Here is a 24,559-nt window from a genome sequence, read left to right as displayed (position 1 = left end):
GATGCGCTTTACCGACATATTCATCAAACGGCCCATCCTGGCCATCTCGATCAGCTTCCTGATCGCGTTGCTGGGTTTGCAGGCCGTGTTCAAGATGCAGGTGCGGGAATACCCCGAGATGACCAACACGGTCGTCACGGTCAGCACCAGCTATTACGGCGCGAGTGCCGACCTGATCCAGGGCTTCATCACCCAGCCGCTGGAACAGGCCATCGCCCAGGCGGACAACATCGACTTCATGACATCGTCCACCCAGCTCGGCAGCTCCACCATCACCGCTTACATGAAGCTCAACACCGATCCCAACGCCGCCCTGTCCGACATTCTGGCCAAGGTCAACTCGGTGCGATCCCAGCTGCCCAAGGAGTCGGAAGACCCCTCGGTCACCATGTCCACCGGCTCCACCACGGCGGTGCTCTACATCGGCTTCACCAGCCCAGAGCTCAACGCCAGCCAGATCACCGACTACCTGGAGCGGGTCATCAAGCCCCAGCTCTTCACCGTCGGCGGCGTCTCCAAGGTCGACATGTACGGCGGTACCAAGTACGCCCTGCGGGTATGGCTGGATCCGGCCAAGATGGCGGCGTTCAACCTGACTGCCGCGGACGTGATGAACGTGCTCAACAGCAACAACTATCAGTCCGCCACCGGCCAGGCTACCGGCTACTTCACCCTCTACAACGGCAACGCCGAGACCCAGGTCAACACCACCGAGGAGCTCGAGCGCCTGGTGGTCTCCACCCGTGACGGCAAGGTGATCCGCCTGGCCGACATCGCCAAGGTGACCCTGGAGAAGAGCCACGACACCTATCGCGCCACCGCCAACGGCCGCGAGGCCGTGGTACTGGCCATCAACGCGGCGCCGACCGCCAACCCGATCAACATCGCCCACGACGTGCTGGCGATGCTGCCGAGCCTGAAGAGCAACATGCCGAGCACCATGGAGGCCAACGTCCTCTATGACTCCACCGTGGCCATCAACGAATCGATCCACGAGGTGATCAAGACCATCGCCGAGGCAGCCGCCATCGTGCTGGTGGTGATCACCCTGTTCCTCGGCTCGTTCCGCGCGGTCATCATCCCGATTATCACCATCCCGCTCAGTCTGATCGGCGTGGTGATGGTGATGCAGATGTTCGGCTTCTCCATCAACCTGATGACCCTGCTGGCCATGGTGCTGGCCATCGGCCTGGTGGTGGATGACGCCATCGTGGTGCTGGAGAACGTGGATCGTCACGTCAAGGAGGGAGAAGATCCGTTCCGTGCCGCCATCATAGGCACCCGCGAGATCGCCGTGCCGGTCATCGCCATGACGGTCACCCTGGCCGCCGTGTACGCGCCGATCGCCCTGATGGGGGGCATCACCGGCTCCCTGTTCAAGGAGTTCGCGCTGACCCTAGCGGGCGCCGTGTTCGTCTCCGGCATCATAGCCCTGACTCTGTCGCCCATGATGTGCGCCAAGATGCTCAAGGCCAACGAGGAGCCGGGCAAGTTCGAAAGCACGGTACACCACCTGCTGGAGCGCATGACGGTGCGTTACGACGCCATGCTGCACGCCGTGATGCAAAAGCGCATCGTGGTGGTGCTGTTCGCCGTTATCGTGTTCGCCAGCCTGCCGATGCTGTTCAAGTTCATCCCGAGCGAGCTCGCGCCGAACGAGGACAAGGGCGTCATGGCCGTGCTGGGGACCGCCCCCTCCAACGTCAACCTGGACTATATCCAGGGGACCATGGAGCAGGTGAACAAGGTGCTGGACTCCCAGCCGGAAGTGGCCTTCTCCCAGGTCTTCTCCGGGGTGTTCAACGCCAACCAGGCGTTCGGTATCGCCTCCATGGTGCCGTGGAGCCAGCGTGAAGCGAGCCAGAAAGAGGTGCTGGACCGGGTGGCCGGGCTGGTGAAAGACGTGCCCGGCATGTCCATCACTACCTTCCAGTTCCCGGAACTGCCAGGCGCCTCGAGCGGCCTGCCGGTGCAGTTCGTCATCACCACGCCGAACAACTTCGAGAGCCTCTATCAGGTGGCCAGCGAGATCCTGACCGCAGCCCAGGGGAGCGGACGCTTCGTCTACTCCGAGCTGGACCTGCAGTACGACTCCGCCACCATGAAGATCAAGATCGACAAGGACAAGGCGGGTGCCTACGGCATCACCATGCAGGACATCGGCATCACCCTGGGCACCATGATGTCGGACGGTTACGTCAACCGCATCGACCTGGATGGCCGCTCCTACGAGGTGATCCCGCAAGTCGAGCGCAAATACCGTCTCAACCCCGAGTCGATCAAGGGCTACTACGTACGGGCGGCCGATGGCAAATCCATCCCGCTCGGCAGCCTGATCAGCATCGAGGTGATCGGTGAGCCGCGCTCCCTGCCCCACTTCAACCAGCTCAACTCCGCCACCATAGGTGCCGTGCTGATGCCTGGCACCACCATGGGTGACGCCATCAACTGGCTCAACACCACGGCGGACGAGAAGCTGCCGCAGGGCTACCGTTACGACTTCATGGGCGAGGCCCGCCAGTTCGTGACCGAGGGCAGTGCCCTGTACGCCACCTTCGGTCTGGCGCTGGCCATCATCTTCCTGGTGCTGGCGATCCAGTTCGAATCGGCTCGTGACCCGCTGGTGATCATGGTCTCCGTGCCGCTGGCCATCAGCGGGGCACTGATCGCCCTGGCCTGGGGTGCCGCCACCATGAACATCTACTCCCAGGTGGGTCTGATCACCCTGGTCGGCCTGATTACCAAGCACGGCATCCTGATCTGTGAAGTGGCGAAGGAGGAGCAGCTGCTGCACGGCCGCAACCGGATAGAAGCCGTCATGACTGCCGCCAAGGTGCGTCTGCGCCCCATCCTGATGACCACGGCCGCCATGATCGCCGGTCTCATCCCGCTGCTCTATGCCACGGGGGCCGGGGCTGCCCAGCGCTTCAGCATCGGCATCGTGATCGTGGCCGGTCTGGCCATAGGTACCGTGTTCACCCTGTTCGTACTGCCGGTGATCTACACCTACCTGGCCTCCGAACACAAACCGCTGCCGGTATTTGATGAATCCATTCCGCCCAAGGCGAAAGGGAGTCATTAAAAACCTTTTTGAATCAACAAGGCCCCGTTTCGGGGCCTTGTTTTTATCACGCGAACGAAACACGACATAAGTGCATGAAGCAGTTAAACTAAATGGCAATATATCCAGACCGCAAGGACGCCATGTCAGGACTCTTCTCCAAGACCGCTAGGGCCGTCGGCCGTAACGGACTCTCATACCGCCTGCTCTCCTACATTCTGGTGTGCAGTACCGTATTGGCGATGATCATTACGGTGTTGCAGCTTGCCTGGGATTACCGCAAGGACGTGGCCGTCATCGAGGACAGCATCGGCCAGATCGAGGCCTCCTTCCTGCAGCCCATCGCCGCCAGCCTGTGGAACCTGGATGAAGAGCAGGTGAAGGTGCAGATCGAGGGCATCATGAACCTGCCCAACATGCAGTTCGTGATGGTGAAGGAGATGCTCGGCAACTCGGAAGTGCCGCTGCTGACCCAGGGGGTGGAGCGGGAAAGCTACGACATCTCCCGCGAGTTCAACCTCACCTATCAGGGCGAGGTGGTGGGCAAGCTATTCGTCGCCGCTTCGCTGGAGCAGATCTACCAGCGCCTCATCGAAAAGTCCGTGCTGATCATGGTCAGCCAGACCATCAAGACCCTGGTGGTCTCGTTTTGCATCCTGATCATCATTTATTACCTGGTGGTGCGTCACCTCAACCGCATCGCCCACTACGCCCAGAAGTTGAATCTGGACCGGCTCACCAACGAGCTGACCCTGGAGGGGCGCCAGCTGCCCCGCAAGAAACCCGACGAGCTCGACACCCTGGTCGCCACCCTCAACCAGATGCGCACCCGGCTGCTCGACGAATTTGCGGCGCGCCATCAGGCCGCCGAACAGCTGCAGCAGGAGCGGGACTTCTCCGCCACCCTGATCAACTCCGCCAACATGGTCATCTGCTGCATGGAGCCGGACCTCAACATCGCCAGCATCAACCCGGCGGCCATCCTGCTGACCGGCTACCACCAGCAGGAGATACTGCAGCACAACTGGCTGGATCTGTTCGTCAGCAAGGAGCAGCGCGACCAGCTGGCGGCCACCCTGGCCGATCACGGCTCCATCGAGGACAAAGAGGTCATGATGCATGACCAGCAGGGCCACGAGCTGGTGCTGCAGTGGACCTTCGCCCCCTTCTACGAAGGGCCCAACCTCAAATACCTGATCGGCTTCGGCTACGACATCACCCGCCTCAAGAAGGTGGAGCGGGAGATCATCCAGCTCAACGAACAGCTGGAGGGCAAGGTGGTGGAGCGTACCCGCAGCCTGAGCGATGCCAACGACCAGCTGGGCAAGGCCTACGACGATCTGAAACAAGCCCAGCAGACCCTGGTGGAGTCGGAGAAGATGGCCTCCCTCGGTTCCCTGGTGGCCGGCGTGGCCCACGAGATCAACACCCCTATCGGCATCAGCGTGACCGCCTCCTCCTACCTGCAGGAGCGGGTGGCCGACTTCAAGCAGCACATCGACTCCAAGCAGCTGTCGCGCTCCTATCTCACCGAATTTACCGTCAATCTGGATGAATCCATGCAGCTGTTGCAGGGCAACCTGCGCCGCGCCTCCGAGCTCATTGCCAGCTTCAAGCAGGTAGCGGTGGACCAGTCGTCCGAGGCGCGCTACAACTTCAGCCTCGCCGACAACCTGCATCAGGTGGTGGTCTCCCTCGGTCACAAGCTGAAGAAGGCCCAGTGCGAGGTGGATATCCAGTGCGATCCCAAGCTGTCGATCTTCTCCTTCCCCGGCAGCTTCACCCAGATCTATTCGAACCTGATCCTCAACTCAATCAACCACGGCTTCGACAACTGGGACAAACCCAAGAAGATCACCATCAAGGTGGAACAGCAGGGTGAAGAGCTGCTGATCGACTACAGCGACAACGGCCGCGGCATCCCGCCCGAGATACTGCCACGCATCTTCGATCCCTTTGTCACCTCCAAGCGGGGCCAGGGCGGCAGCGGGCTCGGCACCCACATCATCTACAACCTGGTGGTGCAGCTGCTGCGCGGCCGCATCAACTGCATCAGCGAACCGGAGCAAGGCGCCCAGTTCCATATTCGCCTGCCGATCCAACATAACTGAGTGCTGGCTCTTGTGAGCCAGCCGCTTTATCCCCATCATGCTGTGATTGCATTCTTAATGAGCGGAGAACCTCGCAATGGCACAGCATTTTGACTATATCGCCATCGGCGGCGGCAGCGGCGGCATCGCCTCGGCCAACCGGGCTGCCATGTACGGTAAGAAAGTTGCCCTGATTGAAGCCAAAGAGTTGGGTGGAACCTGCGTCAACGTCGGCTGCGTGCCGAAGAAGGCCATGTGGTATGCCGGCCAGATCGCCGATGCCCTGAAATATGGCGCCGACTACGGCTTCGACACCACTCTCAACCACTTCAGCTGGGCCAAGCTGGTCGAGTCCCGCCAGGCCTATATCGGCCGCATTCATCAGTCCTACCAGAACGTGCTGGGCAAGAACCAGATCACCGTCATCAAGGGCTTCGCCCGCTTCGTCAGCAGCAACACCATCGAGGTGAATGGCGAGCAGTACAGCGCCGATCACATACTGATCGCCACCGGCGGCCGCCCAGAAGTGCCGGCCATCCCGGGTGCCGAGCTGGGCATCGACTCCGACGGCTTCTTCGAGTTGCAAGAACAACCCAAACGGGTTGCCGTGGTGGGGGCCGGTTATATCGCGGTGGAGATCGCCGGCGTGATGCAGGCGCTCGGCTCCGAGACCCACCTGGTGGTGCGCAAGCACGCCCCGCTGCGCAACTTCGACCCCATGATCCACGAGACTCTGGTGGAGATCATGGCGCAGGAAGGACCCAAGCTACACACCCACGCCATTCCGAAAGCCGTGGTCAAGAACGCCGACGAGAGCCTGACCCTGCAGCTGGAAGATGGTCGCCACCTCACCGTCGACTGCCTGATCTGGGCCATCGGCCGTGTCCCGGCCACCGACAACCTCAACCTGGCCGCCACCGGTATCACGCTCGACGAGAAGGGCTTTATCCCGACCGACAAGTTCCAGAACACCGCCGTCGCCAACCTCTATGCTGTGGGTGACAACACCGGCCGCATCCAGCTCACCCCGGTGGCCGTCGCGGCGGGCCGTCGTCTCTCCGAGCGGCTGTTCAACAACAAGCCGAACGAGCACCTCAACTACGATCTGGTGCCGACCGTGGTATTCAGCCACCCACCCATCGGCACCATAGGACTGACCGAGCCGGAAGCCGTCGCCGAATATGGTGAAGATCAGGTCAAGGTCTACCGCAGCCAGTTCACCGCCATGTACTCGGCGCTGACCCAGCATCGCCAGCCCACCCGGATGAAGCTGGTCTGCGTCGGGCCGGAAGAGAAGGTGGTCGGCCTGCACGGCATCGGCTTCGCCATGGACGAGATCCTGCAGGGCTTCGGCGTCGCCATGAAGATGGGTGCCACCAAGGCGGACTTCGACAACTGCGTTGCCATCCATCCGACCAGCGCGGAAGAGTTTGTCACCATGCGCTGAGGGAGCTAGGGCATAGAGGTCAAACCGGCCACTGCGTTCCCACTCCCCATCCCACCAGCGCGGAAGAGTTTGTGACCATGCGATAAGCATGTTTGAAGCTGGCCTATCACTATCAGGTCAGCCTCAGCGACTTGCAACCAAACCCGGCTCAGGCCGGGTTTTTCGATCTTTCCCCTCCCCCAAATAGCGCCCACACCTGCTTTTTTACGCCGATTTTACGCCTGCCAAATCCGGCTTTATGGCGCCTTTACGCCGGTTATTCCTACCATTTGGTCGTCAATTACACCAATGGAGTCGATATGAATTGGCTATATCTGCTGCTGGTCCTCACCCTCGCGGGCTATCTGCTGCGCGCCCTTGCGCGCACCCATGAGTGAGGAACCGGATATGTGGCAAGAGATCATCTATCCCGTCGCGTTCGTACTGCTGGTGCTGCTGCCGGCGCCTCTGCTTGGCAACTACCTGTATCGGGTGTTTGAGGGCAAGAGTCGCTGGCTGGCTCCCGTCGAGCGCGCCACCCTGGCCTGCTGCGGCACGGACGGGCGCGAGCAGGACTGGAAGTCCTACGCCCTCAGCCTGCTGGCCTTCAATGGCGCCGGCTTTGGCCTGCTGTTCCTGATCCTGCTGGCGCAGGGGCTGCTGCCCCTCAACCCGCAACAGCTGCCCGGGCTGAACTGGCAACTCGCCTTCAACACCGCGGTCAGCTTCATGACCAACACCAACTGGCAGGCCTACTCCGGCGAGGCCAGCCTCTCCTACTTCAGCCAGATGGTGGGGCTCACCACCCAGAACTTCGTCTCCGCCGCCACCGGCGCCGCCGTTGCCATCGCCCTGTTCCGCGGCATCGCCCGCCAGCAGACCACCCACCTCGGCAACTTCTGGCAGGATCTGGTGCGCTTCTGCCTCTACGTGCTGTTGCCGATGGCATTGATCCTGGCGCTGCTGCTGGTCTGGCAGGGGGTACCCCAGAGCCTGTCAGCCTACCTGCCGTTCCACGCGCTGGAAGGCCAGGAGCAGCTGTTGCCGCTCGGCCCGGCGGCCTCCCAGATCGCCATCAAGCAGCTCGGCTCCAACGGCGGCGGCTTCTTCGGCGTCAACTCGGCCCATCCGTTCGAGAACCCGACCGCCCTCTCCAACTGGCTGGAGATGGTCGCCCTGCTGACACTGGCCGCCGCCATGGTCTGCACCCTGGGTCGCTACGTGAAGGACCTGGCCCACAGCCGCGCCATCCTTGTCGCCATGACCCTGATGATGGTGATCGGGCTCTTCGTCTCCATCACCCAGGAGCTGAAACCGGACCCAGCCCTCGCCCAGCTCACCACTGACGCCAGCAGCATGGCCGGCAACTGGGAAGGCAAGGAGAGCCGCTTCGGCCCCCTGCTCTCCAGCATCTGGGAAGTGGCGACCACCAGCGCCTCCAACGGCTCGGTCAACGCCATGCACGACAGCTTCACTCCCCTCGGTGGCATGGTCGGCATGATCAACATGCTGCTCGGCGAGGTCATCTTCGGCGGGGTCGGCTCCGGCATCTACGGCATGATGCTGTTCGTGTTGCTGACCGTGTTCCTGTGCGGCCTGATGGTGGGGCGTACCCCGACCTATCTGGGCAAGCGGCTCGGCATCACCGAGATGAAATGGGTGGTCGCCAGCATGCTGGTGATGCCGGTCGGGGTATTGGTGATCGGCGGCATTACCCTGCTGATGCCGGACTCCGCCACCGTCATCGGTCACGACGGCCCCCACGGCCTGTCCCGGCTGATCTATGCCTACGCCTCGGCCGCCGGCAACAACGGCTCCGCCTTCGCCGGCCTGGCCGCCGCCGACAGCTGGCAGTGCATCGCCATCGGGCTGGCCATGCTGCTCGGCCGCTTCGGCTACATCATTCCGGTGCTGGCCATCGCCGGCCAGCTGGCCCGCGCCCCGCGCCAGGAGCGAAGCGAGGGGGACTTCCCCGTCAGCGGCCCGCTCTTCATCACCCTGCTGATCGTCACCGTGCTGCTGATGGGGGGCCTCTCCTTCCTGCCGGTGCTGGCGCTGGGTCCGGTGGCGGAACACCTGAGCCTGCTGGGAGGTGCCTTCTGATGCTGCACACCTCACTGATCGCCGTGGTCAACTATTCGATGCTGGGAGCTTTCCAATGAGCAAGTCCGCTTCAATGAGCACCGACACCCTCAAGGTGAAGGGCAAGAAACAGAAATCACAGATCATGCAGGCCATGGTGGAAGCCCTCTATCGCTTCAACCCCAGGGCGCTGCTCGGCAGCCCCATCCTGTTCACCCTCTGGCTGGCGGCCGTGATGGCCAGCGTGGAGTCGCTGCTGGGGCAGCCTGTCTCCGGCGTCGCCCCTTCGCTGGCCTGGCAGCTGACCGCCTGGCTCTGGCTCACCCTCTGGTTTGCCAACTTCGCCGAGACCCTGGCCGAGGGGCGCGGCAAGGCGCGGGCCGACAGCCTGAAGGCCGGCATGAGCCAGCTCAGGGCGCGCCGGGTCACCCATCCGCAGGATGACAAGGGGGAGTGGGTGCCAGCCACCAGCCTGCGCAAGGGCGATCTGGTGCTGGTGCGCAGCGGCGAGATGATCCCCGCCGACGGCGAAGTGGTCGCTGGCATCGCCTCGGTCAACGAGGCCGCCATCACGGGTGAATCCGCCCCTGTCATCCGCGAGTCGGGCACCGACCGCAGCGGCGTGACCGGCAATACCACCGTCGTCTCCGACGAGATCTGGGTGCGCATCAGCAACAATCCGGGTGAAAGCACCCTGGATCGCATGATTGCGCTGGTGGAAGGGGCCAAGCGCCAGAAGACCCCCAACGAGATGGCGCTGGACGCCCTGCTGGTGGGGCTGACCCTGATCTTCCTGCTGGTGGTGGCCACCCTGCCCTGGTTCCTCGACTACAACGGCACCCAGGTGCCCCGGCTCTACCTGCTGGCGCTGTTCATCACCCTGATCCCGACCACCATCGGTGGTCTGCTCTCCGCCATCGGCATAGCCGGCATGGACCGGCTGGTGAAGCTCAACGTGATCGCCAAGTCGGGCCGGGCGGTGGAAGCCGCCGGCGACGTGCGCACCCTGTTGCTGGACAAGACCGGCACCATCACCTTCGGCAACCGGATGGCGGATGAACTGATCCCGGCCCCCGGTATCGATCCGGCCCTGCTGGCCCAGGCCGCCATGCTGGCCTCGCTCGGTGACAACACGCCGGAGGGCAAGTCCATCCTGACCCTGGCTGGCAAGAGCCACACCAGACCGAGCCAGCTGGAGAGCGACATCCTGATCCCCTTCAGCGCCGAGACCCGGCTGAGCGGGCTGGATCGCAACGGTCATCAATATCGCAAGGGGGCGGTGGATGCGGTGCTGCGCTACCTCTCCCTCGATCGCAAGGCGGTGCCCGAGCCCATTCTCAAGTCGGTGGACAGCATAGCTCGCCAGGGCGGCACCCCGCTGCTGGTCTGCACCCACGAGAAGCTGCTGGGGGTGGTGTTCCTCAAGGACATCATCAAGCCGGGCATCAAGGCCCGCTTCCAGATCCTGCGCCACATGGGGATCCGCACCGTGATGATCACCGGCGACAACCCGCTGACCGCCGCCGCCATCGCCGCCGAGGCCGGGGTGGACGACTTCATCGCCGAGGCGACACCGGAGAAGAAGCTGGCCTACATCCGCCAGGAGCAGGCCGACGGCCGGCTGGTGGCCATGTGCGGGGACGGCGCCAACGACGCCCCTGCGCTGGCCCAGGCCGACGTGGGGCTAGCCATGAACGAGGGTACCCAGGCCGCCAAGGAGGCGGGCAACCTGGTGGATCTCGACTCCAACCCCACCAAGCTGCTGGACGTGGTGCTGGTAGGCAAGCAGCTGCTGGTGACCCGTGGCGCCCTGACCACCTTCTCCATCGCCAACGACGTGGCCAAGTACTTCGCCATCCTGCCGGCCCTGTTCATCGCCGCCTACCCGCAGTTGGGGGCGCTGAACCTGATGCAGCTGGGCAGCCCCGAGAGCGCCATCCTGTCGGCCATCATCTTCAACGCCCTGATCATCGTCGCTCTGGTGCCGCTGGCCCTGCGCGGGGTCAGCCTGCAGGGCACGGCAGCCAGCCTGCTGCGCCGCAACCTGCTGCTCTACGGTGTCGGTGGTCTGATCGTGCCCTTTATCGGAATCAAGTTGATCGACCTGGTTATCACCGGCCTGGGGCTGGTGTAACGGCATTACCGGATGCGGGGCAGACCCGCATCCACTCAACGCATTTGGAGCAAGAGAATCATGATAGCAATCAGAACCCTGCTGACCCTGACCCTGCTGCTGGGGGTGGCTTATCCGCTGGCCGTCACCGGGCTGGCCCAGCTTGTTTTCCCCTGGCAGGCCAACGGCAGCCAGCTCACCAATGACAAGCAGCAGGTGGTCGGCAGCGCCCTGCTGGCCCAGAAGTTCGAGCGGGCCGACTACTTCCACTCCCGCCCCTCCGCCAGCGACTTCGCCACCATAGGTGGCGGTGGCAGCAACCTGGGAATGAGCTCGCCGCTGCGGGCCGAATTTGCCGCAGCGGCGGCCAGGGCGCAGCCGGAAGCCAGGGTCCCCGCCCTGCTGACCCGCTCCGCCTCCGGCCTCGATCCCCATCTGCCGCTCGATGCAGTGCTGGCTCAGGTGGAGCGGGTCGCCGGGCAACGGGGGCTGGATCCCGTTCGGCTGACGGAGCAGGTCAAGTCGGCGGCACAAGCTGGTATCCTTGGCCCGCAGGTGGTCAACATTCTCCAGTTGAACCTGCAACTCGATCATCAAAAGGGCGCCTGAGGGCGCTCCTTGCCGTTCGGGAAGGCTCCCTTTCGACAACGGGGACAAGCATGAGCAATGAGGTCACGGCCGCAGTTCGGCCGATGGAACGGGAGCGCGGGGATGCGTGATGAAGTGAGGGCGGACGCCCTGCTGGCGAGCCTGGAACAGGAGCACAGGGGCAAGCTGAAGGTGTTTCTCGGCGCCGCCCCCGGCGTGGGCAAGACCTACGCCATGCTGCAGGCGGTGCGGGAACAGGCCAAAGAGGGGGTCGACATCCTGATCGGGGTGGTGGAGACGCACGGCCGCCAGGAGACCCTGGCCCTGCTCGACAAGCTCGCCATCCAGCCGCGCAAGCTGCACCTGCACCGCCAGCAGCGGTTGGAGGAGATGGATCTGGACGGCCTGCTGACCCGCAAACCCGCCATCGCCGTGGTGGACGAGCTGGCCCACAGCAACGCCCCCGGCAGCCGCCACGAGAAGCGCTGGCAGGATGTGGAGGAGCTGCTCGGCGCCGGTATCGACGTCTACACCACCCTCAACGTGCAGCACCTGGAGAGCCTCAACGATCTGGTGTGGCAACTGACCGGGGTCAGGGTCAAGGAGACCCTGCCCGACCAGGTGCTGCTGGAAGCCGACAGCCTGGTGCTGATCGACCTCCCCCCCAAGGAGCTGCTCGGCCGTCTCAAGGAGGGCAAGGTCTATGTGCCCCACCAGGCCAAGGCCGCCCTGCAGTCCTTCTTCTCCCTCAACAACCTGACCGCCCTGCGGGAGCTGGCGATGCAGACCGCCGCCAGCCACGTGGAGGGGGATCTGCAACTGCAGTGGCAGGCCGCCGGCAAGACCACGCTGCCGCTAAGAGGCAAGCTGATGGTCTGCCTCGGCGACGAGCACGGCGCCGCCCTAGTGCGCTACGGCCACCGCTTCGCCCAGCGCCGCCAGCTGCCCTGGCTGGTGGTGCACGTCGACAGCAAGGGGCAGCGTTCCGCCGAACAGGAGCAGGCGCTGGCGCTCGCCTCCCAGCTGGGGGCCAAGGTGCTGACCCTCTCCAGCCCGGCGGTGGCCGACGCCCTGCTGGAGACGGCCGAACAGCAGCAGGTGTCGCAACTGCTGCTGGGCAAACCCCACAAGGCGCCGTGGCGCCGCTCGCTGGTGCAGCATCTGCTCAGGCAGGCACAGGGGCTCGAGATCACCCTGGTGGATACCGAGAAACGCAAACCCGGCCTGAACTGGCAGCCGCTTCACCCCAAGGACATTCGCCAGAGCCTGCTGGCGGTGGTCATCATGGGGACCACCTCGGCCGCCGTCTGGGGACTATCCCACTGGCTGCCGCCCGCCTCCCTGCCCATGCTGTTCGTGCTGGGGGTACTGGCCACCGCGCTCACCACCAGCCTGGTGCCCGCCATCCTGGCCGCCGTGCTGGGCTTCGTCGGCCACAACCTGTTGTTCACCGTCCCCTACTTCTCCCTCAGCGTCGCCAGCCACAGCGACCTGCTCACCCTGTTCGTGCTGCTCATCGTCGGCATCACGGCCGGGCGGCTCGCCTCCCGTCAGCGCCAGCAGCTGGTCGGCCTGCGCGAGACCCAGCAGCTGGGCAATGCCCTGCTCTCCCTGAGTCAGGGGTTGGCCACCGCCAGCAGTCCGGTCGAGGTGCTCAGGCAAGGGAGCCAGGCCATCTCGCTGGCACTGGGCCAGCCGGTGTTTGCCCTCGATCGGCACTACCAGTACTGGGCCGGCTCGACCGAGCACAAGCCGGGGCAGACCGACAAGGCGGCCATCGACTGGTGTCTGGCCCAGAAGCAGAGCGCCGGCGCCCACACCGCCACCCTCAACGCGGCCGAGGCCCAGTACCATCACCTCAGCGATGAGCTGGTGCTGGGCATACTGCTGGCCAATCCGCTAGCCTCCTCGGCCGAGCATCAGCTGCAGGCGCTGCTCACCGATATCCGCGCCGCCCTGGCCCGGATCGACCTCAACGAGCGGCTGGCCGACAGCCAGCTGCAGGCAGAGACCGACCGGATGCGCGCCGCCCTGCTCTCCTCAGTCTCCCATGATCTGAAGACGCCGCTCGCCACCATCATGGGCGCCGGTAGCACCCTGCTGGAATATGGTGACCGGATCAGCAGCGAAGACCGCAGCGAGCTGTTGCACTCGGTGCAGGAGGAGGCGCGCCGCCTGCACAGCTATGTGCAGAACCTGCTGGACATGATCCGCATCGGCTCACCCGACTTCCAGCTGAAACGGGACTGGGTCGATCTTGCGGATCTGGTGGAGAATGCCCGCCGCCGGCTCGACTCTTCCTGGCGCCAGCACAAGCTGCTGGTGCACTTCGATCAGCAGATCCCCCGCCTCTATGTGCACGGCGCCCTGATCGAGCAGGTGCTGGTCAACATCCTCGACAACGCCTCCCGCTACTCGCCGGCCGGCACCCCCATCGAGTTCAAGGTGATGCTGGCGGACCCCGACCTCATCATCGACATCATAGATATCGGGGTCGGCATCGCCGAGTCGGACCGCGACAAGATCTTCAACCTCTTCTACACCCAGCCGGTCGGTGATTGCGGCAGCCGTGGCACCGGGCTTGGCCTCGCCATTTCCCGCGCTATGATAGAGGTCCATGGGGGCCGCATCTGGGCCTTTTCCGGCCCCAACGGCAACGGCACCTGCATGCGCATCTCCCTGCCGCTGGCCCTCAATGCTCCGGCGGCCTGATGGTCGCCGCCCTTTTTCATCAGCGAGCTGGAGGTTGAATGGCTCACATACTGGTCATCGACGACGAGGCGGCCATCCGCCGTTTTTTGCGGATCAGCCTGATCGCCGAAGGCCATCAGGTCAGCGAGGCCGTTGGCGTCAACGAGGGTGTGGCGCAGTATCGCCACCTCAACCCCGACCTGGTGATCCTGGATCTAGGCCTGCCGGATGGGGATGGTCTCCAGGTGTTGCAGGCCATTCGCGAGCACCATCAGCATCCGGTACTGGTGCTGTCGGCGCGGGACTCGGAGCAGGAGAAGGTGCGGCTGCTGGATGCTGGAGCCAATGACTACATGAGCAAGCCGTTCGGCGTCGGCGAGATGATGGCCCGTATCCGGGTGCTGCTGCGCCAGCGGGCCGGGGTCAGCAGCGGTGAGTGCCGCCACTTCCCCCAATGCGGGCTGACCCTGGACAGCAGCAGCCACAGGGTCACCCTGGGGGAGGAAGAGGTGGCCCTCTCCCGCAAGGAGTTCGCCCTGCTGCAGGCGCTGGTGTGCCACCCCGGCAAGCTGGTGCTGCAGACCCAGCTGCTCAACGACATCTGGGGGCCGAGCCACAAGGAGGACACCCACTACCTGCGCATCGTCATCGCCAGCCTGCGCAAGAAGCTGGGGGATAACCCTCAAGACCCCGCCCTTATCGAGACCGAATCCGGCATCGGCTACCGCTTTATCGGCAGCTGATGTTTCACGTGGAACGACGCCAGCAACAACACAGGGCCAACAGACCGCATCCACCGAGCAGCAGACCGAGATCCTGCAAGCTGGCTGCAACCGCCAACCCCAGGCTGAGCAGCAGGTAGTAACCGAGCCCGAACAGGGCGCCGGCACTGCCCGCCACCTCCCTATAGGCCAGCAGCGCCTGGCTCAGCACATTGGGGATCGCCAGCCCGAATGCCACTACCACTCCCGTCATGGGCAGCAGAAACCAGAGCGACGCCTGGCTGGCCCACACCAGCCAACCCGAGCCCAGTGCCAACAAGGCGGCAAGCCGGATCAGCGAGGCAGGCGACCAGCCAAGTCCCAACAGACGCTTGTTGACCAGACTCCCCCCCAGGGTCGACAGTGCCAGCACGACACCGGAGTAACCAAACTCGCCCGCGCTCAACCCCAGCCCGGCAAACAGAAACGGCGCCAGACTGTAGTAGCCGAACAGCATGGTGTTGAACAGCGCCACCAGAGCTGCGCTGCGCCACAAGCCGCTATCACGCACCATCCGGCATACCAGCGGCCAGAGTGCCACTCGCTGGGTGGTGATCGGCCGGGTTTCCGGCAACTGCCGGCAGGCAATCAGCAACAAGCCGATTGCCAGTGCCAGCAGGGCGCCAAATACCCCGAGATAACCAAAACCATCGGCCAGCAGGCCGCCGCTCACCAGCCCCAGCACTGGGCTGAGGGAGAGCGCTATGCCCATCACCGAGAAGACCCGCGCCAGATCGCTGCCCTGATAGCTGTCGCGCAGCATGGTCTGGGTCACTACTGAGCCCACGGCGGCACCGAAGGCCGCAATGACCCGGGCCAGCAGCAGGGTTTCAAATTGAGTGGCCAGCAACGCCAGCAGGGTGCCGGCGCCATAGGTCAGCAACCCCGCCAGCATGGCTGGGCGCCGACCGATGAGATCGCACAACCGACCCCAGCAAACCACGCCCGCCGCAAACGCCAGAAAATAGACCGACAGGGTCTGGGATGCCTGCCCCTCACTCACCCGAAACTCAGTGGCGATATGGGTCAGTACCGGGCTGTAGATGGTCTCCACTATCTGGGGAAACATCATCAGCCCGACCACCAGCCAGAGCGGTGGCAACTTGTTGTTCATGACAAACCTCCTTCACTAGAGGCCGTCATTCTAGAGTGACGCCAATTGTCCGATTACAATAAGCAAGACTATAAACATCAATAATCGGACACATGGCCTTTATTCTTCCCGATCACCCTTTTGATCCTGACCAGCACGACGGCAGTGCCATCGGTATCGCCGCCGCCCTCGGCTGGCACGACTCTGGCCGCCACCAGCACAGGCGCCATCAGCTGCTGTTCGCCCAGGCCGGCTGCATGACCATAGAGCTGGACGATCAGGTCTGCCTGCTGCCGCCGACGCGGGCCGCCTGGTTGCCGGCGGGTCTGCCCCATCGGGTGCTGATGCGCGGGGTGGTGGCCTATCGCTCCCTCTATTTCACAACCGAACCCGGCTTGCCGGCCGAGATGGCGGTGCTGGCAGTCAACCCGCTGCTGCGGGAGATCATCGAACGGATGGCGCTCTGGCCGTGGGACAAGCCGGAGGCAGAGCAGACCTGCACGCTGGCATTATTGAAAGAGGAGCTGGCGCAAGCGCCGCGGGAATCCTGGCAGTTGCCGCTGCCGTCAGACGTACGTCTGGTGGGCTGGCTGCAGGAGGTGAAACAGGGCGACGCCCTGCCCGATCGGCTCAACCGGCTGGCCGAACGGGTGGGTGCCAGTGACAAGACCATAGGCCGCATCTTCATGCGGGAGACCGGCATGAGCTACCAGGCCTGGCGTCAGCAGTGGCGACTGCTGCGGGCGCTGGAGCTGCTGGCCGAAGACGAGCCCATCAGCCGGGTGGCGGCTGCGCTGGAGTTCGCCAGCGACAGCGCCTTCATCGCCTTCTTCAGGCAACATACGGGGCAGACCCCGTTGCGCTATCTCAACTCTCGGGGTGAGTCGCATCGGCCGAGCTCGCCTCCACCACCAGGGTCTCCAGCGCCAGCGGCTTGAGGTTGTGAATGGCTTCCGCCACCACGGCATGGGATGCCTGCTGCTGCTGGGCCAATATTTCCTGCTCCAGCTTGACGCTGTCCAGTTCGGGTCTGGGGTATTCGTCGGCCATGACGTTCAGGCTCAGGCTGCTGGCAATCAAGGTTGCGATCAGGATTTTCATCTGGTGTGCTCCGGTGTGGTTGAGATGACCAGATAACTATTCCAATTGTCGTGCCACATCTATAACAGCATGATTTTGTTTAAATTAATTGTTTTTAGATAACAAATGGCTCCAGTTGGAAAACACCCTGTGGTCAGGGTTGAACCAACAAGTGGTTATTTTCACCACACTAGATTTTGCCTGCTGTTCCACGTGGAACGTCCCATTTTTTTGATCGACACCCGCTTTTAAACTGAGCTATGGTGCTAGCTCCCCCGTAACTGACTCTGGATCTGTCACCGAATGGAATTTTCCTTGTTCGGCGAGAAGTTCACTCGCCATGCCGGTATTACCCAACTCATGGATGACCTTAATCAGGGGCTGACCAATCCGGACGCCATCATGCTGGGTGGCGGCAACCCAGCCCCCATCCCCGCCATGCTGGAACGCTTTCAGGCCGAGGCCAAGAGCCTGCTCGACAACGGTGAGCTGGTGAAGGCGATGGCCAACTACGATGGCCCCCAGGGCAAGGACAGGTTCACCAAGGCGCTGGCGGCCCTGCTCAGCAAGGAGCTGGGCTGGGAGATCTCGGCCCGCAACATCGCCCTGACCAACGGCAGCCAGAACGCCTTCTTCTATCTGTTCAACCTGCTGGCGGGCGAATTTGCCGATGGCCGCAAGAAGAAGGTACTGTTCCCGCTCGCCCCCGAGTACATCGGTTATGCCGACTCGGCTCTGGCGGACGACTACTTCGTGGCCTACAAACCCACCATCGAGAAACTGCCCGACGGCCAGTTCAAGTACCACGTGGACTTCGAGAGCCTGCAGGTGGGTGATGACATCGGGGTGATCTGCGTCTCCCGGCCGACCAACCCGACCGGCAACGTGCTGACCGATGAAGAGATCGAGCACCTCGATCAGATCGCCCGCGACAAGGGTATTCCGCTGCTGATCGACAACGCCTACGGCGTCCCCTTCCCTGGCATCATCTTCAGCGAGGCCAAGCCGTTCTGGAACGCCAACACCATCCTCTGCATGAGCCTCTCCAAGCTGGGGTTGCCGGGCACCCGCTGCGGCATCGTCATCGCCGACGAGAAGATCATTCAGGCCATCACCAACCTAAGCGGCATCATCAATCTGGCACCGGGCAGTCTGGGCCCAGCCATCACCATTCCGATGATCGAGAGCGGCGAGATCATCGCCCTCAGCGAACAGGTGGTGAAACCCTTCTATCGGCAGAAGGCGGAGCTGGCGGTGCAGCTGCTGCGCGAGGCGATCCCCGATCCGCGCTTCCACATCCACAAGCCGGAAGGTGCCCTCTTCCTCTGGCTCTGGTTCGAAGACCTACCGATCCACTGCCAAGCACTATACGAGCGACTGAAGGCGAAGAACCTGCTGATCGTGCCGGGCCACTACTTCTTCCCCGGCATCGATGACCCGGAGTGGCGTCACAGCCGGGAGTGCATCCGCCTCAACTACTCCCAGAGCGAGGAGCTGGTGCAGCGCGGCATCGCCATCCTGGCCGACGAGATCAACGCCCTCTACGCCAGCTAATCCGCCCGGCGATACAAAAACAGAGAGGCCTGCAATGCAGGCCTCTCTTCTATCAGCTGGTCAGCGATACTGTTTAGCCGGGCAGCGCCAGCTGCTCGGGTTTGCCGATGGGGATGGCGCGGGGCTTGAGCGCCTCCGGCAGCTCGCGCGCCAGCTCTATGGTAAGCAGGCCATGCTCCAGCTTGGCACCCTGCACTTCCACGTGCTGGCTCAGCTTGAAGGCGAGCTCGAAGTCCCGCTCGGCGATCCCCTGATGGAGGAACTGGCGCTCACCCATGGTGGCGACCTTGCGCCCCTTCACCTTGAGGGTGCCGTTTTCGGTCTCCAGCTCCAGCTCATTGCGCTCGAAACCTGCCACGGCAACCGTGATGAGGTAGCTGTCGTGATCGCGCTTCTCGATGTTGTACGGGGGGGAGGCCGAGGTCTTCTGATCGAACAGGCCTTCCAGCTCACGGGCCATCCGCTCGAAGCCGACGGCATTGGAATAGAGATGAGAAAAATCGAGGTTACGCATGATCCTATCCTTCTATAAAGCAACAGGGTTTACTCTCCACGGGCCCGTCATCGGCACCCGGGAAACATCAACAATGCAACGAGGTCAGACTGTCAGCCGTTGATCTCGATCTTGCGGGGCTTCATCGCCTCGGGCACTTCGCGCACCAGGTCGATGTGCAGCAGACCGTTCTTCAGGTCGGCCCCCTTCACCCGCACATAGTCGGCCAGCTGGAAGCGACGCTCGAAGCCGCGTTCTGCTATGCCTTGATAGAGGTAGTTACGCTCGGTATCGGCCTGCTTGTTGCCCTTCACCGTCAGCAGATTTTCCTGGAAGCTCAGCTCCAGCTCTTCCTGGGTAAAGCCCGCCACTGCCATGCTGATGCGGTAGTCGCTGTCACCCAGTTGCTCGATGTTGTAGGGGGGGTAACCGGCATTGCCATTGCTGGCGGCAGATTCGATGAGATTGGCCAGACGATCGAAACCGATGGCAGAACGATAGAGCGGAGAAAAGTCGATAGAACGCATAGTATTATCCTCTTTTGAGCGATAACGGATTGTTTGCCCTCCTGATGGACGGGCGCCTGGCCGAAACCTCTGTCGAGCGTTCCGGCCTTGTTATCTATATAGGGGCCCACTTTCGGCTTTCAAGGGCCCTGATCGAAAAATCTTCTCTCCGCCCATTTGCTGGCTTTTTCCTTATTGGGCTTCCTCCTCCAGTCACATACATGGCACCCTGAGCGGAGATCTTGAGGAGTCACATCATGTCCCGTTCAGAACGCCTGCTGGCCCTGCTGCAACTGCTGCGCGGCCACCGCTACGCCATCACCGGCAGCGAGCTGGCCAGCCAGCTTGGCATCAGTCTGCGCACTCTCTATCGGGATATCGCCACCCTGCAGGCACAGGGCGCCCACATCGAGGGGGAAGCGGGTATCGGCTATGTGCTGCGCCCCGGCTTCATGCTGCCGCCGCTGATGTTCAGCGAAGAGGAACTGGATGCACTGGTACTGGGCTCACGCTGGGTGGCGGCCCATGCCGATCATGCCCTCAGCACCGCCGCCAGCAGCGCGCTGGCCAAGATAGAGGCCGTGCTGCCCGCCGATTATCGCCAACAGCTGCATGCCAATGCCCTGCTGATCGGCACCGCTCGCGGTGACAGCCCCGTCGATGAGGCTCCGCTGCGCAGCGCCATCCGCCAGCAGCGCAAGGTGACTCTGCACTACCGTGATCTCAAGGAAGCGAGTTCGGAGCGCACCGTCTGGCCCTGTGCCCTCGGCTACTTCGACCAGGTGCGGGTACTGGTGGCCTGGTGCGAGCTGCGCCAGGGCTTTCGCCACTTTCGGGTGGACAGGATCAGCGCGATGCGGCTGGAGGCGGAACCTTATCCTGGCAATCGGGAACGGTTGCTCAAGGAGTGGCGCGCCAGCCAGCAGATCCCGCAGCCCAGATTCATTGCTGACAGAAACTGACAGCAGGCGGCGCCATGCTGATGGGGTCGGCGCCGATGCGCCATCTCATCAGCAAGGAGCATCACCATGTTAGTCCCCCAGTTCACCATCCTCTACGTTGCCAACCCGACCCGCAGCGCCCTCTTTTACCGCGAGCTGTTCGGCCGCCCACCGGTAGAAGAGTCCCCCACCTTTACCATGTTCGTGTTCGAGTCAGGCGCCAGACTGGCACTCTGGTCAAGCGCCACGGTCGAACCCGCCGTGACCCAAACTGCCGGGGCCATGGAGCTGGCCTTCGCCCTCCCCGATGATGCCGCCGTCGATCGCCAGTCTGCGGAGTGGCAGGCGCGCGGGCTCACCCTGATCCAGGCACCGACCCGGATGGAGTTTGGCTACACCTGTATGGCCCTCGATCCGGACGGCCATCGCCTGCGCCTCTACTGCCCTGCACCTGAGCTGGGGTAATCGGGTTCAATGTTTCACGTGGAACGTGCCACCTCCTCCGCCAGAAAAACAAAAAGCCGCTCACAGGGAGCGGCTTTTTTATATCGTACTGACAGCGTCGAATTAGACGTCGAGGTTGGCCACGCGCAGGGCGTTGGTCTCGATAAAGTCGCGACGCGGCTCTACTGCGTCACCCATCAGGGTGGAGAAGAGCTGGTCAGCACCGACGGCATCATCGATGGTGACACGCAGCATGCGACGGGCTTCCGGATCCATGGTGGTTTCCCACAGCTGGTCCGGGTTCATCTCACCCAACCCTTTATAGCGCTGGATGTAGATGCCGCGCTTGCCTTCGCCCATCAGCCACTCGACCGCTTCGACGAAGCTGGCGACCGGCTTCACCTTCTCGCCACGCTTGATGTAACCACCTTCCTCGATCAGGTTGGCAATCTCCTTGCCCAGCGAGACCAGCTGACGGTACTCGGAGGATTGCAGGAAGTCGTAGCTGATCGGGTATTCGCGGTCGACACCGTGCTGACGTACCACGGCGTGCGGCACGAACAGACGGCGCTCTTCATCGCGGCGCACCTGCATCTGATACTGGATGCCATGGTTGCTCTCGTTGAGCACGGCTTCCATGCTCTGGCACCAGGCCTGCAGATCGCTCTCGCTGGTCAGCAGTGCTTCGTTCAGTTCCGGCTGATAGATCAGCTGGGTCAATACCGCTTCCGGCGCACGACGGGACATGCGGGTGATGAGGTGGGTCACGGCGCGATGCTGGTTGACCAGACGCTCCAGCGCCTCGCCACCGATGGCCGGGGCAGACTCGTTGACGTGCAGGGTCGCACCGTCCAGCGCCATGGCGGTCTGGTACTGCAGCAGCGCATCTTCGTCTTTCAGATACTGCTCCTGCTTGCCCTTCTTCACCTTGTAGAGCGGCGGCTGGGCGATGTAGACATAACCACGTTCGATGATTTCCGGCATCTGACGATAGAAGAAGGTCAGCAGCAGGGTACGGATGTGCGCACCATCGACGTCCGCATCGGTCATGATGATGATGTTGTGATAGCGCAGCTTGTCCGGGTTGTACTCGTCGCGACCGATACCACAGCCCAGTGCGGTGATCAGGGTGCCCACCTCCTGGGAGGAGATCATCTTGTCGAAACGGGCCTTCTCCACGTTCAGGATCTTGCCCTTGAGTGGCAGGATGGCCTGGTTCTTCCGGTTGCGACCCTGCTTGGCGGAACCGCCAGCAGAGTCCCCTTCCACTATGTAGAGTTCGGAGAGCGCCGGGTCTTTTTCCTGACAGTCGGCCAGCTTGCCGGGCAGACCGGCGATATCCAGCGCGCCCTTGCGGCGGGTCAGTTCGCGGGCCTTGCGGGCTGCTTCACGGGCACGGGCCGCATCGATGATCTTGTTGACCACGATCTTGGCATCGCCCGGGTTTTCCAGCAGGAAGTCGGCCAGCTTCTCGCCCATCGCCTGTTCGACGGCGGTCTTCACTTCGGAAGAGACCAGCTTGTCCTTGGTCTGGGAGGAGAACTTGGGATCCGGCACCTTGACGGAGATAACGGCAATCAGACCTTCACGCACGTCATCGCCGCTGGCGGCAGACTTGGCCTTCTTGCTGTAGTCCTCTTTGTCCATGTAGGAGTTGAGGGTACGGGTCAGCGCGGTACGGAAGCCCACCAGGTGAGTGCCGCCATCACGCTGCGGAATGTTGTTGGTGAAGCAGTAGACCCCTTCCTGATAGGCGTCGTTCCACTGCATCGCCACTTCGACGCCGATGCCGTCCTGCTCGGTGGTGAAGTGGAACACCTTCGGATGGATCGGGGTCTTGTTCTGGTTCAGGTACTCGACGAACGCCTTGATGCCGCCTTCGTAGCAGAAGTGCGCCTCGCGGCCGTCACGCTCGTCCATCAGACGGATGGAAACGCCGGAGTTGAGAAAGGAGAGCTCGCGCAGGCGCTTGGCCAGGATCTCGTAGTGGAACAGGGTGTCGCTGAAGATGGTCGGGCTCGGCCAGAAGCGCACTTCGGTCCCGGTGGTGGTGGCATCGCCGATCTGCTTGAGCGGGGCCTGTGGCTCACCCAGGTGATAGGTCTGCTCGTAGACGTGACCGTTGCGACGGATGGTCAGCAGCAGCTTGTCAGAGAGCGCGTTCACCACGGAGACGCCCACGCCGTGCAGACCGCCAGACACCTTGTAGGAGTTATCATCGAATTTGCCGCCGGCGTGCAGCACGGTCATGATGACCTCTGCGGCGGAGCGACCCTCTTCCGGGTGAATGTCGACAGGAATGCCGCGGCCGTTGTCACGGACGGAGACGGAACCATCGGAGTGGATCTTGACCTGAATATCGGAGCAGTAGCCAGCGAGCGCCTCGTCAATGGAGTTATCGACCACTTCGAACACCATGTGGTGCAGGCCCGAGCCATCATCCGTATCGCCGATATACATCCCCGGGCGCTTGCGGACCGCATCCAGGCCCTTCAGTACCTTGATATTCGAGGAGTCGTAAGTATTTTCACTCATAGCTTACTCTCTGCCTTCTCTAACGTTTCGGAGATCTTGCCTTGTTCCACGTGGAACAACTTGCAGTCATTCGCATCCATCATGTCTGCGAGCTGACCGGTGTCGATGGCGGTGATGAACACCTGGGACGCACACTGCTTCAGCCTTGCGGCCAGCAAGCGGCGCTTGTCGACATCCAGTTCAGAGGCAAAATCGTCAATTAAAAAAATACAGCCACGGCTGCTATGTTGATTCAAATAGAGCCCTTGGGCCAGTCGCATGGCACAGACCAACAACTTCAACTGACCCCTGGACAAAATATCCTGAGCGGGCACGCCGTTCGCCTTGAGGCGCACATCGGCCTTCTGCGGACCAACGCCCGTGTAACCCAGCGTCCGATCCCGCTCAAACCCCGCCTCTAGCAATTCATTGAGCGGGGTATCTTTTTCCCAGCCTCGATAGAATCCAAGGCTGATGTCGAATTCCGGCAAAAAGTCCGCCGTCATCTCCTTGATCAGGGGGGTAATGGCCTGACAATAACTGGCGCGAAACTCGGCCAGCTCTCCCCCCAACCGCACCAACTCCTGATCCCAGAACGCCAGTTGGCGATACTGGGTGCTCTGGCGCAGCAGTGCATTGCGCTGTTTCAGCAGCCGCCGTACCCGTCCCCACAAGGAGAAGAAGGTCGGTTCCTGATGAAAAACACCCCAGTCGAGCCAGGCTCGGCGAGCCTGGGGCCCGCCGGTCAGCAGGTTGAAGCCATCCGGGTGGATCAGCTGCACCGGCAGCAGCTCGGCCAGGTCGGCCAGGCGCTGGGCCTGGGCACCGGCAATCTTGAGCTGGGTCTCGCCACTCTTGTCCTTGGCGAGACCAATGGGCACCTGGCGCCCTTCCAGTTCGCACTGGGCGAACAGGGTAAACGCCCTCTCCCCCTGGCGGATGACCCGCCCGGTCAGGTGAGTGCGAAAGGAGCGACCGAGACCGAGGTAGTGAATGGCTTCCAGCACGCTGGTCTTGCCGCTGCCGTTGCACCCGACCAGGATATTGAGGCCGGGTGACAGCGCGAGACTGGCCTGCTGGATATTGCGAAAGTCGCTGAGCTGGAGTTTGACCAGGGACACG

The 24,559-nt window shown here is 62.8% G+C and carries 19 protein-coding genes; 13 read left to right on the top strand and 6 right to left on the bottom strand.

The annotated features are described in order from the left end of the window. The first annotated feature begins 1 nt into the window (after position 1). The 9 genes from AB5Y98_RS12130 (at position 2) to AB5Y98_RS12090 (ending at position 14,794) form a co-directional block, all read left to right on the top strand. Positions 2–3,082: a multidrug efflux RND transporter permease subunit gene (locus tag AB5Y98_RS12130; protein WP_010635626.1), complete on the top strand. Its 3,081-nt coding sequence runs from the start codon at positions 2–4 to the stop codon at positions 3,080–3,082. Between the two features lie 122 nt (positions 3,083–3,204). Beyond that, on the top strand, positions 3,205–5,172 hold the full coding sequence (locus AB5Y98_RS12125; protein WP_195879599.1) for an ATP-binding protein: 1,968 nt from the start codon (positions 3,205–3,207) through the stop codon (positions 5,170–5,172). 76 nt (positions 5,173–5,248) lie between these two features. Continuing rightward, the gene (gene gorA, locus AB5Y98_RS12120) at positions 5,249–6,598 is read left to right on the top strand and encodes a glutathione-disulfide reductase (RefSeq protein ID WP_024942377.1); all 1,350 of its coding nucleotides are present in this window, start codon (positions 5,249–5,251) and stop codon (positions 6,596–6,598) included. Positions 6,599–6,690: 92 nt separating this feature from the next. Further along, on the top strand, positions 6,691–6,975 hold the full coding sequence (locus AB5Y98_RS12115; RefSeq protein ID WP_368231976.1) for a hypothetical protein: 285 nt from the start codon (positions 6,691–6,693) through the stop codon (positions 6,973–6,975). 10 nt (positions 6,976–6,985) lie between these two features. Then, positions 6,986–8,680 (top strand): potassium-transporting ATPase subunit KdpA, encoded by a 1,695-nt coding sequence (kdpA, locus tag AB5Y98_RS12110; protein ID WP_017783524.1) that lies wholly within the window; start codon positions 6,986–6,988, stop codon positions 8,678–8,680. Between the two features lie 55 nt (positions 8,681–8,735). Continuing rightward, entirely contained in the window at positions 8,736–10,793 is a 2,058-nt protein-coding gene (kdpB, locus tag AB5Y98_RS12105) for a potassium-transporting ATPase subunit KdpB (RefSeq protein ID WP_017787854.1), read from the top strand. 60 nt (positions 10,794–10,853) lie between these two features. Next, on the top strand, positions 10,854–11,381 hold the full coding sequence (locus tag AB5Y98_RS12100; protein WP_368231975.1) for a potassium-transporting ATPase subunit C: 528 nt from the start codon (positions 10,854–10,856) through the stop codon (positions 11,379–11,381). 102 nt (positions 11,382–11,483) lie between these two features. Then, positions 11,484–14,072 carry a DUF4118 domain-containing protein gene (locus AB5Y98_RS12095; RefSeq protein ID WP_368231974.1) on the top strand — a complete coding sequence of 863 codons (2,589 nt, stop codon included), beginning with the start codon at positions 11,484–11,486 and terminating at the stop codon, positions 14,070–14,072. A 38-nt stretch (positions 14,073–14,110) separates the two neighbouring features. Further along, a complete protein-coding gene (locus AB5Y98_RS12090) occupies positions 14,111–14,794 on the top strand; it encodes a response regulator (RefSeq protein WP_017780324.1) in 684 nt (227 codons plus the stop codon). A 4-nt stretch (positions 14,795–14,798) separates the two neighbouring features. Here AB5Y98_RS12090 and AB5Y98_RS12085 read toward each other — a convergent pair whose 3' ends face one another. Continuing rightward, positions 14,799–15,926 carry a multidrug effflux MFS transporter gene (locus tag AB5Y98_RS12085; RefSeq protein WP_368161114.1) on the bottom strand — a complete coding sequence of 376 codons (1,128 nt, stop codon included), beginning with the start codon at positions 15,924–15,926 and terminating at the stop codon, positions 14,799–14,801. A gap of 92 nt (positions 15,927–16,018) precedes the next feature. Here AB5Y98_RS12085 and AB5Y98_RS12080 point away from each other — a divergent pair, with 92 nt between their 5' ends. Further along, entirely contained in the window at positions 16,019–16,843 is an 825-nt protein-coding gene (locus tag AB5Y98_RS12080; protein WP_368231973.1) for a helix-turn-helix domain-containing protein, read from the top strand. Here the strand turns inward: AB5Y98_RS12080 and AB5Y98_RS12075 are convergent. Then, entirely contained in the window at positions 16,773–17,006 is a 234-nt protein-coding gene (locus AB5Y98_RS12075; RefSeq protein ID WP_082791915.1) for a hypothetical protein, read from the bottom strand. The genes AB5Y98_RS12080 and AB5Y98_RS12075 overlap by 71 nt on opposite strands. A 282-nt stretch (positions 17,007–17,288) precedes the next feature. Here AB5Y98_RS12075 and AB5Y98_RS12070 point away from each other — a divergent pair, with 282 nt between their 5' ends. Further along, positions 17,289–18,539 carry a valine--pyruvate transaminase gene (locus tag AB5Y98_RS12070; protein WP_216973606.1) on the top strand — a complete coding sequence of 417 codons (1,251 nt, stop codon included), beginning with the start codon at positions 17,289–17,291 and terminating at the stop codon, positions 18,537–18,539. 73 nt (positions 18,540–18,612) lie between these two features. On the opposite strand, the gene AB5Y98_RS12065 is transcribed toward AB5Y98_RS12070, so the two are convergent. After that, positions 18,613–19,053: an Hsp20 family protein gene (locus AB5Y98_RS12065; protein ID WP_368231972.1), complete on the bottom strand. Its 441-nt coding sequence runs from the start codon at positions 19,051–19,053 to the stop codon at positions 18,613–18,615. 92 nt (positions 19,054–19,145) lie between these two features. After that, on the bottom strand, positions 19,146–19,559 hold the full coding sequence (locus tag AB5Y98_RS12060) for an Hsp20 family protein (protein WP_010635612.1): 414 nt from the start codon (positions 19,557–19,559) through the stop codon (positions 19,146–19,148). Between the two features lie 236 nt (positions 19,560–19,795). On the opposite strand from AB5Y98_RS12060, the gene AB5Y98_RS12055 reads away from it, so the two are divergent. Then, a complete protein-coding gene (locus tag AB5Y98_RS12055) occupies positions 19,796–20,500 on the top strand; it encodes a helix-turn-helix transcriptional regulator (protein ID WP_368231971.1) in 705 nt (234 codons plus the stop codon). Between the two features lie 66 nt (positions 20,501–20,566). Beyond that, entirely contained in the window at positions 20,567–20,944 is a 378-nt protein-coding gene (locus tag AB5Y98_RS12050) for a VOC family protein (protein WP_042051610.1), read from the top strand. 102 nt (positions 20,945–21,046) lie between these two features. Here AB5Y98_RS12050 and gyrB read toward each other — a convergent pair whose 3' ends face one another. Beyond that, on the bottom strand, positions 21,047–23,458 hold the full coding sequence (gene gyrB, locus AB5Y98_RS12045) for a DNA topoisomerase (ATP-hydrolyzing) subunit B (RefSeq protein ID WP_017766631.1): 2,412 nt from the start codon (positions 23,456–23,458) through the stop codon (positions 21,047–21,049). Then, the gene (recF, locus tag AB5Y98_RS12040; RefSeq protein ID WP_017787844.1) at positions 23,455–24,558 is read right to left on the bottom strand and encodes a DNA replication/repair protein RecF; all 1,104 of its coding nucleotides are present in this window, start codon (positions 24,556–24,558) and stop codon (positions 23,455–23,457) included. Before recF ends, gyrB begins: the two co-directional genes overlap by 4 nt. Between the last annotated feature and the right edge of the window lies 1 nt (position 24,559).

The organism is Aeromonas sp. s3 (assembly GCF_040907805.1).
GTDB classification, from domain to species: domain Bacteria; phylum Pseudomonadota; class Gammaproteobacteria; order Enterobacterales; family Aeromonadaceae; genus Aeromonas; species Aeromonas dhakensis.
Note: the sequence above shows the minus strand (reverse complement) of the source record. Positions and strands in the feature narration are given on the sequence as shown.